Origin of the sequence: Desulfitobacterium metallireducens DSM 15288 (genome assembly GCF_000231405.2) — a bacterium.
GTDB classification, from domain to species: domain Bacteria; phylum Bacillota; class Desulfitobacteriia; order Desulfitobacteriales; family Desulfitobacteriaceae; genus Desulfitobacterium_A; species Desulfitobacterium_A metallireducens.
Genome location: NZ_CP007032.1, coordinates 3,046,095 through 3,058,362, shown reverse-complemented (window position 1 = coordinate 3,058,362; position 12,268 = coordinate 3,046,095). Strand labels below are relative to the sequence as shown.

General features: G+C 43.7%; 9 protein-coding genes. 8 read left to right on the top strand and 1 reads right to left on the bottom strand.

The window, feature by feature from the left end:
- The first annotated feature begins 60 nt into the window (after nt 1–60).
- Nucleotides 61–984, top strand: a complete 924-nt coding sequence (locus tag DESME_RS14640) for a diacylglycerol/lipid kinase family protein (protein ID WP_006716878.1) — start codon at nt 61–63, stop codon at nt 982–984.
- A 51-nt stretch (nt 985–1,035) separates the two neighbouring features.
- Here the strand turns inward: DESME_RS14640 and DESME_RS14635 are convergent, their stop codons facing one another.
- Entirely contained in the window at nt 1,036–1,374 is a 339-nt protein-coding gene (locus DESME_RS14635; RefSeq protein WP_006716880.1) for a phage holin family protein, read from the bottom strand.
- 82 nt (nt 1,375–1,456) lie between these two features.
- Between DESME_RS14635 and DESME_RS14630 the strand changes: the two genes are divergently transcribed.
- The 7 genes from DESME_RS14630 to DESME_RS14600 all read left to right on the top strand — a co-directional run bounded on the left by DESME_RS14630 (nt 1,457) and on the right by DESME_RS14600 (nt 12,259).
- The gene (locus DESME_RS14630) at nt 1,457–2,878 is read left to right on the top strand and encodes a sugar ABC transporter substrate-binding protein (protein WP_006716882.1); all 1,422 of its coding nucleotides are present in this window, start codon (nt 1,457–1,459) and stop codon (nt 2,876–2,878) included.
- Nucleotides 2,879–3,011: 133 nt separating this feature from the next.
- On the top strand, nt 3,012–5,090 hold the full coding sequence (uvrB, locus tag DESME_RS14625; protein WP_006716883.1) for an excinuclease ABC subunit UvrB: 2,079 nt from the start codon (nt 3,012–3,014) through the stop codon (nt 5,088–5,090).
- The gene (locus DESME_RS14620; protein ID WP_006716885.1) at nt 5,080–5,553 is read left to right on the top strand and encodes a pyridoxamine 5'-phosphate oxidase family protein; all 474 of its coding nucleotides are present in this window, start codon (nt 5,080–5,082) and stop codon (nt 5,551–5,553) included. The genes uvrB and DESME_RS14620 overlap by 11 nt, the downstream gene beginning before the upstream one ends.
- Nucleotides 5,554–5,600: 47 nt before the next feature.
- Nucleotides 5,601–8,417, top strand: coding sequence for an excinuclease ABC subunit UvrA (gene uvrA, locus DESME_RS14615; RefSeq protein ID WP_006716886.1), 2,817 nt, complete (start codon nt 5,601–5,603; stop codon nt 8,415–8,417).
- Between the two features lie 105 nt (nt 8,418–8,522).
- Nucleotides 8,523–9,350: a Cof-type HAD-IIB family hydrolase gene (locus DESME_RS14610; RefSeq protein WP_006716889.1), complete on the top strand. Its 828-nt coding sequence runs from the start codon at nt 8,523–8,525 to the stop codon at nt 9,348–9,350.
- A gap of 55 nt (nt 9,351–9,405) precedes the next feature.
- Nucleotides 9,406–10,443 carry a polysaccharide deacetylase family protein gene (locus tag DESME_RS14605; protein WP_006716892.1) on the top strand — a complete coding sequence of 346 codons (1,038 nt, stop codon included), beginning with the start codon at nt 9,406–9,408 and terminating at the stop codon, nt 10,441–10,443.
- 64 nt (nt 10,444–10,507) lie between these two features.
- The gene (locus tag DESME_RS14600; RefSeq protein WP_006716894.1) at nt 10,508–12,259 is read left to right on the top strand and encodes a B12-binding domain-containing radical SAM protein; all 1,752 of its coding nucleotides are present in this window, start codon (nt 10,508–10,510) and stop codon (nt 12,257–12,259) included.
- Nucleotides 12,260–12,268 lie beyond the last annotated feature (9 nt).

Here is a 12,268-nt window from a genome sequence, read left to right as displayed (position 1 = left end):
CAGTGCTTGTTCATTTTTCTAAGAATTTCCTTTATACTGGAAAAGATAAAGGAGATTAACATGAAATACAAGACATGGTTTGCTATCGTAAATCCCGCATCTGCCAACTGGCGAACAAGGAAAGAGTGGCCTAGAATCCATAAATCCCTAGTAGAAAATAATATCAACGTAGACTATGCCGTAACCACTTATCCAGGAGAAGCCACTTTACTGACGAGACAAGCTTTACAGGATTATTCTCAAATCCTATCTGTCGGTGGGGATGGTACACTTAACGAAGTTGTAAATGGTTTCTTTGAAAACAATCGAACCATTAATGCAGAAGCAAGTCTCGGAATTTTATCACATGGAACGGGAGGAGACTTTCTTCGTTCTCTAAATCAAGAACGAGGACTTGCAGCATTTCTTGATGTCCTTCGTCGCGAACGAATTATCCCAATCGATTGTGGTCTCGTTCAATATCAAGATTCTTTCGGGGTTCAACATCACCGATATTTTCTCAATGTCGCGGATGTGGGTTTAGGTGGGGAGACTGTAGCGAGAGTTAACCGGCATAGCAAATTTTTCGGTGGAAAGTTATCCTTTATGGCAGGCAGTCTAGTGAGCATTTTAACGTATAAAAACAAACGCATGAAATGTATTATTGATGGAAAAGACGTAGTAAACGACCAGATCAACAGTATTATGATAGCCAATGGACATTTTTTCGGCGGCGGTATGATGATTGCTCCAAACGCTGATTTTACGGATGGACTTTTTGATGTCATCACTCTGGGGGACTTTACCACTCTAGAACTTCTGCAACATTTACCCAAAATTTATCAAGGTAAACATCTTGAGGTCCCTGGCGTCTCTGTTTATCGAGGGAGAAATATTACGATTATGTCAGATCCTGATGGGCTCCTTGAGGTTGATGGAGAACAGCCTGGATGTACCCCGGCGCATTTTTCGCTTATACCCCGAGGAATCCGGATTTGGACATAAATTTCATAGCGAATAGATATTAAAAAGAATAAAGGGAAAAATATTAAAAGTTTACTTAAATAAATGGGTTAAAACCATACTTACAAAACTCAAAATGATGGCCCCAAAGAATGCCGAAGAAAAGCTGAGAATACTAAATCCGGGCACAAGTGTAGCGGTTAGGACGAGCATGAGAGCATTGATAACTAACGTAAAAATGCCAAGCGATAAAATCTGCAAGGGAAATGTAAAAAATGAGAAAAGGGGTCGGATGAGTGTGTTGATCATTCCCCAAACCAAGGCGGCAAAGATTGCGGCTGAGACACCTTCAAGATAAAAACCAGGTATAAAAAATGGGGTGATAAGAAAGGCTAGGGCGTTGATCAACAATCTTGTTAAAAATCCAGTCATTAAAGACATCCTTTCATACGCATTTTTCATAGAATCAGGGGAAAACTAAGTTAGGATTCGAGCCTGGGAAGGAGCGTGTCCCATGAAAAGAATACTCCTGATTATTTTTCCTTTATGTCTTAGTTTAACCATAACGGGATGCAGTCTACAAGACCTGCTTGGAAAAAAGCAAAAATCGCAAAGCACTTCTCAAAGTCAGCAGAAGATGGTCATGGCAGTAGCCTTAAATGAACAGGATCCCAATAAAGCTTTAATTCAACGTGGCATTGAGGATATGGCTCAGAAGGAAAATATAGAGGTCAAAGTAATATCCTCCTCTAAGAGTCAAAGCAGTCAGGGACAGAGCTCAGGTGGGAGCAGTAACCAGGACGCTGCTTCTCAACTTAAAGGAGCAAAAGTTCTCATTTATCAAGGCGGAAACCCAGAACTTCTGCAAAGCATTCAAGAAGAGAAAATCCCAGTCGTCGCTTTAAATGAATTACCGGCTGGTGTTAAGCCTGCAGGAATCATTTTACCTGACCCCCAAAAAGCGGGAGAGTTAATGGCAGAACCCGTTTTAACCAAAGCAACAGAGGGCCAGGTTGTTGTGTTGCAGGGGGATCCGAGCGATAGTACCTCTCAGGAAATCGTAGCTGTAATTAAGCAAAGCTTAAGTAAGAATCCCAAATTAACGGTTCATGTCATTGCGAGCCCAGCAGGGTCAGAAGCTGTAGCTCGTCAGGGATTGCTGGACTTACTTCAAAAAAATCCGGACAAGGTTCCAGCGGTGATTGCCCAAACTGAAAAGCTGGCAGCTCAAGCAGCAGAGGTGTTAAAAAGCCAACAGTTGGAGAAAAAAGTTCTCTTGGTTGGGGGGCAGGCAAATCAACAATCCTTACAACGAATGGCCGGCGGTACTCAAGTGGCTGATGTTGATACCTCTCCATATATCCAAGGGGTTAATGCTTTTCAGTGGGCGCAAAGAATCGTCAATAAAGAAACGTTGGATATCAGTGAGTCTGTGACAGGAGAGCAAGGAGAAGTCCCGGCTAAAGTCGTCCCTGTAAAATCAGTCACGTCGGAGAACTTAGCCGTTGTGCAGAAGAGTTATGCCAAAGCGGTTGAGACGGCTGCGCAAACATCAAGCCAGAACCAACAAAAGCAGGGTTCTACGAGTAGTAGTGGGAGTCAAGACAAGAAAGACTCAGGAAGTCAAGCAAGCAGTCAAGGCCAAAAGGGAAGCTCGGGGCAGGGACAAAATCAAAGCGGGGGAACTGGAACAGGCGGGAATATTCCCCAAGGTGCGACTAAAGTGACGGAAAAGGTGCAGACAACTATTACGCGGGAGTACCTTGATGATCAAGGGAAGGTTTTGGGGACTGAAAAAAGTTCAAGTGAACAGAATCGAACCGTTCCTCCCCAAATGATCCAACAGGAAACTCAACAGAAGAGCCAACAAGATCAAGGAAAGCAAGAACAACAGGGACAGCAAAGTAAAGATAGCTCTAAGGATAAAAAGAGTTAAGTTACAAAAAGTAAACCTCGTGTCATTGTCCAAAAGAAAATGATGCGAGGTTTCTTAAGTACGTTTAAGTTTTCCTTGAATTAGTGTTATAATCTAATTTAGAATGAATCCAATGAAAGGAGATCAGAGGTTCATGGAGTTTCGCTTACATGCTCCCTATCAACCTGCCGGAGATCAGCCACAGGCGATAGAAGCCCTGGTCGCCGGGGTATTAGAAGGAAAGCGTCATCAAACTCTACTCGGGGTAACCGGTTCCGGGAAGACGTTTACGATGGCGAATATTATTGAAAAAGTTCAGAGACCAACCCTTATTTTGGCTCATAATAAAACGCTAGCCGCGCAACTCTATAGTGAGTTTAAAGAATTTTTCCCGGAAAATGCCGTTGAGTATTTTGTCAGTTATTACGATTATTATCAACCTGAAGCCTATGTTCCTTCGAGTGATACGTTTATTGAAAAAGACGCTTCGATTAATGATGAGATCGAAAAGTTACGTCACTCGGCGACGGCTGCATTGTTTGAACGGCGGGATGTTATCGTAGTCGCCAGTGTGTCCTGTATTTATGGCTTAGGCTCGCCGGATGAGTATTATGATTTGATCTTGTCACTGCGGCAAGGACAGGAAATCGATCGTAATGATATACTCCGTAAACTGATCTCTATCCAATATGACCGTAATGATATTGCATTTCAGCGCGGAACCTTCCGAGTGCGAGGCGATATCGTCGAAATTTATCCTGCCGCGTCCACAGAAAGCGCGATTCGTGTGGAGATGTTCGGCGATGAAATTGAGCATATTTATGAAGTGAATGTTTTAACTGGAGAAATCCTCGGGGAACGTCAGCATGTTTCCATTTTCCCGAATTCTCACTATGTTACCGAGCGGGATAAATTGATGGTGGCCTGTGAAAATATTGAGGCAGAACTTGAGGAAAGACTTAAATTCTTAAAATCTGAAAATAAGTTATTGGAAGCGCAACGCTTGGAGCAACGGACTCGGTATGACCTTGAGATGCTCCGTGAAATGGGTTTCTGCAACGGGATTGAGAACTACTCACGCCATATTACGTTCCGAGAACCAGGGGAAACTCCTTTTACTTTAATTCATTATTTCCCGAAGGACTTTTTATTTATGATCGACGAGTCTCATGTGACCTTACCTCAGGTGCGAGGTATGTATGAAGGAGACCGCTCTCGTAAGACAACGTTGATTGATTATGGTTTTCGGTTACCTTCAGCCTTAGATAACCGGCCGCTTAAGTTTAATGAGTTTGAACACTTGGTTCCCCAACGGTTGTATATCAGTGCAACTCCTGGACCTTATGAACAGGAGCATTGTCCTGAAGTTGTCGAGCAGATCATTCGGCCGACAGGACTTCTTGATCCAGAAATCTCGGTTCGCCCCTCGAAAGGTCAGATCGATGATTTGTTAAATGAGATTCAGCAGCGCATCGACCGTGATGAGCGAGTTTTAGTGACAACGTTGACTAAGAAAATGTCGGAAGACTTAACCGACTATATGAAAAATCTGAACCTAGCGGTTAAGTATCTCCACTCAGATATTACCACTCTTGACAGGGTTGAGATTCTTCGCGAACTTCGACTTGGGGAAATTGATGTGGTTGTTGGAATTAACCTCCTCCGTGAGGGTCTGGATTTACCGGAAGTCTCTTTAGTGGCTATTTTGGATGCGGACAAGGAAGGGTTTTTACGTTCTGAACGTTCTTTGATCCAGACGATTGGACGGGCAGCTCGGAATTCAGAAGGTAAGGTCATTATGTACGCTGACCAAATCACGAAATCGATGAAATTAGCCATTGACGAAACAAATCGGCGTCGTACGATTCAACATGCTTTTAATGAAGAACATGGGATTACCCCGCAAACGATTCGCAAGAAAATATATGACGTTCCGGAAGCAACAAAGGTCGCGGAGAAAAAAGCAGCATATGGAGGTAAGCTTCCTCCTGAAGAATTGGAATCGCTTCTTAAAAGCCTGGAACAAGAAATGCGCTTAGCTGCTAAGGACATGGATTTTGAGCGGGCGGCAGAAATCCGGGATGCGATTATTGAACTCAAAGGGGAAGAAAATAAGTATAAGCATTCCATACAGACTCGGGGCAAGAAACGTGAGAACCGCGGGACTCAAGCGAGCAAAGCGGGCAGTAAAACGGGCAAGGCTAAGAGAGTGAGGAATGGTCATGTTTCATGAACTTCGTAGGCAAGATCGCAAAATGGAAGATGGAGCGATAAAAGAAGCGCTTTTTAAAGCCGAATATGGAACACTATCAACGGTTGATGCAGAAGGAAATCCCTATGGTGTTCCTCTAAGTTATGTCTACAACGAAAAGTTACAAACCCTCTATTTTCACTGCGCGCGAGAAGGACATAAGTTAGATAATATGGCCATCAATAACAAAGCTTCATTTTGCGTGGTGAGTGAAGCTCAAACTTTACCTGATCGATTTAGTGTTAAATTTCAAAGCGTCATTGCCTTTGGGAAGGTTTCAGAAGTCAATGAAGGAGAGAAGATCGAGGCTTTGACTGCGTTCTTAATAAAATACTCTCGTGAATTTATGGAGAAAGGCGTAAAGTATCTTGAAGCGGATGAACCTAATTGTCGGGTTTTTAAATTAGAGGTTAAACATTTAACCGGTAAAATACGCTTAACTTGAGTTTTGTTGTGATAAGGTGAAACAGGGAAGCATTTTAAGGAGGATATATGACCCAGGATTTTATTAAGGTACGAGGTGCTCGTGCCAATAATCTAAAAAATATTAGCGTAGATATTCCGCGGGACAAACTGGTCGTTGTTACTGGCTTATCTGGGTCAGGAAAGTCTTCTTTAGCATTTGATACGATTTATGCGGAGGGGCAGAGAAGATATGTTGAGTCCTTATCCGCGTATGCTCGTCAATTTTTAGGACAAGTGGATAAGCCGGATGTGGATTATATCGAGGGGCTTTCCCCAGCAATTTCTATCGATCAAAAAACAACGAGCCGTAATCCACGTTCGACGGTGGGAACGGTCACTGAAGTATATGATTATTTGCGGTTGCTTTTTGCTCGGGTTGGTCATCCCCATTGTCCACGTTGTGGCCGGGAAATTAGCCAACAGACCGTTCAGCAAATGGTAGACCAGATCATGACCTTTCCGGTGCGAACAAAATTGCAAATTTTGGCTCCCTTGATGAAAGGGAAAAAAGGGGAGCATATTAAGGTTTTTGAAGAAGCGCGCAAATCAGGCTATGTCCGAGTCCGCGTCGATGGGGAAACCCATGATTTGAGCGAGGAACTGAAACTGGAGAAGAACAAGAAGCACTCGATTGAGGTCGTCATCGATCGAATTGTAATCAAACCGGATAGTGAAATGCGTTTAGCCGATTCTTTAGAAACCGCTTTGAAACTAGGTGAAGGAAATGTAATTGTCCATATTATTGATGGGGAAGAGATTCTCTTTAGCGAGAATTTTGCGTGCCCAGAGTGTGGGATTGCGATTGAGGAAATATCACCACGGCTTTTCTCTTTTAATAGTCCCTATGGAGCTTGCCCAGCCTGTACCGGTTTAGGGGCGAACCTTGAAGTTGATGTCGACTTGATCCTCCCGGACCGAAAGCTTTCTTTAAATGAAGGTGCGGTTGCTCCTTGGGCAAAGTCTCAATCCAACTATTATCCGCAAATGCTCCAAGCCGTTTCCAAAGCGCTTGGCTTTACGATGGATACTCCCATTGATCAGTTAAACGACGAGCAATGGCAGGAACTTTTGCACGGGACGGATCAACCGATTCAATTCCGATATCACAATATTTTTGATCAACCCAAGATCTTTAATGCCCCCTTTGAAGGACTCATTCCTTATTTTGAACGTCGCTATAAAGAGTCGTCTTCCGACTATGTCAGGACAGAAATGGAAGGTTATATGAGTGAACGCCCCTGTCCGGTTTGTCATGGGAAACGTCTTAAGCCTGAAGTTTTAGCGATCACTGTGGGAGAAGCCTCAATTGATGATGTGACCCGAATGCCGATTACGGAAGCTTTAGAGTTTAGTCGCCATCTGGAACTCAGTGAAAAAGAAAAGATCATTGCCCAGCAAGTTTTGAAGGAGATTCGCGAGCGCTTAGGCTTCTTAGTTAATGTGGGGTTAGATTATCTTACGCTCGGTCGAGCGGCAGGGACCCTATCGGGTGGCGAAGCTCAGCGGATTCGTTTGGCAACGCAAATCGGGGCGAGTTTGATGGGGGTTCTCTATGTTCTGGATGAACCCAGTATTGGGCTTCATCAGCGGGACAATGAACGGTTGCTTTTGGCGTTAGAGCATTTGCGTGATTTGGGGAATACTCTAATCGTCGTTGAGCATGACGAGGATACGATGCGAACAGCAGATCATATTATTGATATTGGACCGGGTGCCGGGGCTCACGGAGGGAAAGTTGTCGCTCAGGGTACGATAGAAGAGATTAAGGCGAACCCGGACTCTCTTACCGGTCAATATTTAAGCGGTCACAAAAAGATTCAGGTTCCGACGGAGCGTCGTAAGCCCAACGGCAAATGGCTGGTCGTCAAAGGGGCTAAAGAAAACAATTTGAAAAATATCACGGTCAAAATTCCGATAGGGTTATTTACTTGCGTGACCGGAGTTTCAGGTTCGGGTAAAAGTACTCTAGTTAATGAGATTCTCTACAAAACCTTGGCTTCGCAACTCAACAGGGCTAGACTCAGACCGGGTGCTTATAAAAGTATCGAAGGGTTGGAGTACCTAGATAAAGTCATTGATATTGATCAGTCGCCCATTGGGCGGACGCCACGCTCAAATCCAGCGACCTATACAGGGGTGTTTGACTTTATTCGCGAGCTTTTCTCCCAGACCCCAGAGGCGAAGATGCGCGGTTATGCTCGCGGAAGGTTTAGCTTTAATGTTAAAGGCGGTCGCTGTGAAGCTTGCCGCGGGGATGGGATTATTAAAATTGAAATGCACTTTTTACCCGATGTCTACGTTCCCTGTGAGGTATGTCATGGAAAGCGTTATAATCGAGAAACGCTTGAGGTTCGTTATAAGGGGAAAAGTATTTCCGAAGTTCTCGATATGACGGTAGAGGAAGCGGTGGAATTCTTCCAAGCACTCCCTCGAATCGCGCGTAAGTTGCAAACCATAAAGGACGTGGGTCTCGGTTACATTCGCCTCGGACAGCCGGCAACAACCCTCTCGGGTGGAGAGGCGCAGCGAATTAAGCTGGCAACCGAACTTAGCCGACGCAGTACGGGGAAAACGATTTATATTTTGGATGAACCGACGACAGGTCTACACATGGCCGATGTCGATACGTTGCTTCAGGTTCTTCATCGTTTGGTTGACGCCGGTGATACGGTACTCGTGATCGAACACAATCTTGATGTGATTAAAACGGCCGATTATTTGATTGACCTCGGACCAGAAGGTGGAAATCGCGGGGGCGAAGTTTTAATTGCGGGGACTCCAGAAGAAGTAGTAGCAGAGGAATCGTCTTATACAGGGCAGTTTTTAAAACGTTATTTAAACTAAATCATAGAAGGCATGTGAGCGATTCACATGCCTTCTATGATTGTTAAAACTTAAAGGAAAAGTTCTAGATCTGTCGAATTATAAGAAATATAAGGAGATGGTAGTTTGCCATTGAACGAAAATATTCGCTTAATAGCGATGGATATGGATGATACCCTACTTAGGGAAGATTGGACGATTTCTGAACGGACAGTTCAGGCGATTCGGCAGGCTCAGGGGAAAGGCGTTTATGTTACGATTGCTACAGGAAGAATGCCTGCTTCGGTACGCCCATATGCTCAACAATTAGAGCTAGATGTGCCTGTGATTACGTATAATGGCGCAATGGTTCAGGAAGCGCTAAGTGAAAAAGTACTTTATCGAAAAGTGATACCGATTGAAACGGCTCAGAATATTATCAATTGGCTTTTACTAAAAGAGGTTCATTTTCAGGTTTATCTTAAAGACCAGGTTTTTGTCGAAGAAATGAATGAGTGGTCCAGGAGCTATGAACGCGCAACTCGGGTTCCTATTATAGAAACGAATCTACAGGAACGTTTGGCCCTTGAAAAAGAGGGCGTTGAGAAAATTCTTCTTTTTGGAGAACCTGAGATATTAAAAGGTTGGGATGACAAATTTAATCTCCAGTATGAGGGAAAAATACGAACCACTAAATCAAAACCTAATTTTTTAGAACTTATTCATTCTGAAGTCAGTAAGGGGGTCGCTTTATCCTCCTTAGCGAAGCGCCTGGGGGTTAAACAAGAGGAGGTTCTGGCTGTAGGTGACAGCTTGAATGACCTAGAAATGATTCAATATGCGGGTATGGGTGTGGCCATGGGAAATGCGCGTCAAGAGGTGAAAGAGGTGGCTAATGTTGTGACATCAACGAATCAAGAAGACGGAGTGGCCAAAGCCATCGAAAGATATGTTCTCAAGCGAGCGAGTGAGTAAAACAGGAATAAATGAAATATTTTAATAGGATATTAGCTAAAGAAGGGCAGACAGAATGTTAATCATAAGTAAGCCAAGAGAGTTAAATCTCGTGATACGTTATTTGTTTTTGTTAATGATCGTTTTTTCCTTTGGCCTTTCAGGATGCAGTAGAACAGCCTCTGCTTCTTCCCAAGCCTATCATTCAGAAGGATCGATGGAGACAACCCAAGTCAGTCAAAACGATTTAGCTGGGCAATCATCGAAAAGTGGGGGGACAGAAGAGAACGGAAATTCCCCATCAGAAAATCAGAGTGACTCAGATACGACAGAGTCACTCTCTCAGCAGGAACTTGTTTCAGATGTACCCATTTTCATGGCACCGCCTCAGCCTGATCCTCCCCAAACTCCGCTTCGACCGTTTTACGAATTAGCAGGAAGTCCGCCGATGGCACCTGGCCTTGCTATGCGTACGCGGATCTTTAGTACCGAACCGGCGAAGGTTGTTTATCTAACTTTTGATGATGGCCCATCCCCCAATACTCCCCAAATCTTGAAAATTCTTAAGGACGAAGGGGTTCATGCTACTTTTTTTGTAATCGGAACGCAAATCCAGAAATATCCGGATTATTTAAAACAGGAATTCGCAGAAGGAAACGCGATTGGAAATCATACCTATTCTCATAAGTATGAAGAGATCTATAATAGCCCACAATCATACCTAGTTAACATTAAAAAGAACGAAGCTTTGATTAATAATTTAGTCGGAATCCGCCCTCCTATTATTCGGACTCCCGGTGGTACACAAGGACACTTTTCGGTAAGCTACTACAACACTGTAGATGCTGCTGGCTATCTTGTTTATGACTGGAATGTAAGTATTGACGACGCTGTTGCCCCTCTGGTTCCGGTAGATAAATTGGTTCAGAATGTAAAAAGACAAGTACCAGGGAAAGATCGAGTGATTATGCTCATGCATGATGCACAAGGTAAAATAACTACGGTTGAGGCTTTACCGCAAATCATCCAATATCTTAAGCAAGAGGGGTATACCTTCGGAATTTTGAGTTCCAAGGTAGCACCGATTCTTTTCCCTGGAGGGTTCAAACGTTAGTTGGCATAAGAATTGCAATGTGCCCGAGTTCAGGCTATACTGAATATGGAGAGGAGTCGATTCTTTGCGTATCCTTTTAGCCTGTCTCAACTCAAAATACGTGCATACCAATCTAGCCCTACGCTACCTGCGTGATACCGTTTGTCCTGAGTTCCCGGAAACGGAAATCCGTGAGTTTACGATTAACGAACGTGTCGAGAAAATTGCGGGAGAAATATATGAAGCCAAGGCAGAAGTCGTTGGCTTTTCCTGTTATATTTGGAATCTTACGGAGACCTTAGCGGTCATTCGACGATTACGTCCTGTTTGTCCAGACACTTGTTTTATCTTAGGAGGCCCAGAGGTTTCGTATGATGCAGGTGAGTTTCTGAAGGAAAATCCAGAGGTGGACGGGGTTGTTTACGGAGAGGGAGAAGTCACTTTTATAGAGCTGCTTCGAACGTGGCGTGATAAGCTGAATCTGGAACAGGTTCTGGGTTTAGCTTGGCGTAAACGGACTTCAGAAGGCATAAAGATTAGAGTTAATCCCCCTCGCCCATTGTTGCCTTTATCGGAAAACACGATTCCTTATCAAGAAGAAGAGGATTTTAAAGGACGTCTAGTTTATGTTGAAACGACACGAGGGTGTCCTTTTAATTGCCAGTATTGTCTTTCTTCGACTATACCTGGAGTTCGTTACATAGACCCTGAGACGTTTCGAATGATTTTAAAGCGATTGCTTAACTATGGCGCACGAACGATCAAATTTGTCGATCGGACCTTTAATGTTAATAAAAAACATGCTTTTCAAATTCTCAACATTGTGAGAGAAGAAGCTGAAAATTATCCGCCCGATGAAGGAATTCGAGTTCACTGCGAAATTGCAGGGGAACTTTTAGATGAAGAATGGGGCAATTATCTTAAGGAATATCCTGCGGGGCTGGTGCAATTCGAAGTAGGTGTTCAATCAACCTATCGTCCAACGCTGCAAATTATTGAACGCACCCAGCATTTTGATCACTGGTCAGGTTACATACGAGAAATACAACGCTTAGGAACGATACCCCTGCATTTAGACCTCATAGCAGGCTTACCAGAAGAAGATTGGGAACATTTTCGATTGTCCTTTAATGATGTCTATGAGGTTCAACCCGATATGCTGCAACTCGGATTTCTTAAGGTTTTGAAAGGGTCAGGTTTGCGTGAGAAAAGTCAGGAATATGGACTGGTTTTTTCCCCAGATCCTCCCTATACCATTCTGCAGACACGTACGCTGAGTCATGAAGAGCTTCTTAAACTCCATCGATTAGAGGAGGTTCTCGACCGATATTATAATTCGGGTAAGTTTCGGGAGATCTTGCGCGAAGCAGTGCTTCTCTTTCCTACTCCGTTTGATTTTTATCATGAAATGGCAGAGTATTGGCACGACCAGGGATGGTTTAGACAAAGCTGGTCAGGTAAAGCGCTCTTTAACAAGTTGTGGGAGTTTCTCGAAGCGAGCTTAATAAAGGCCGAAGAAGGAGTTTATTCCCTCAAAGAAAAGCTTAGGGAACGTTTGCGTTATGACTATTTCTATTGGGAACGTCCTGCATCGGTTCCGGAATTTTTACAAATTCCAGAAGGGGAACGGATTGAGGATTATTTGAGTTATAAGGCTCAAATCCAAGGGGATGAACGTTGGGAAACTCAAATTCCCCCCAAAAAGCAGATGGATCGGCGTCAATGGGCACGCGCAACAGCTGTTGAGTATTTTTCAAAAGAAAAATGGGTTTTGTTTTTCTATCAAAAGGGACTGACTGAAGTTTATACGATGACTTCCCTTGAACACGATTCATGAGTAATTAAC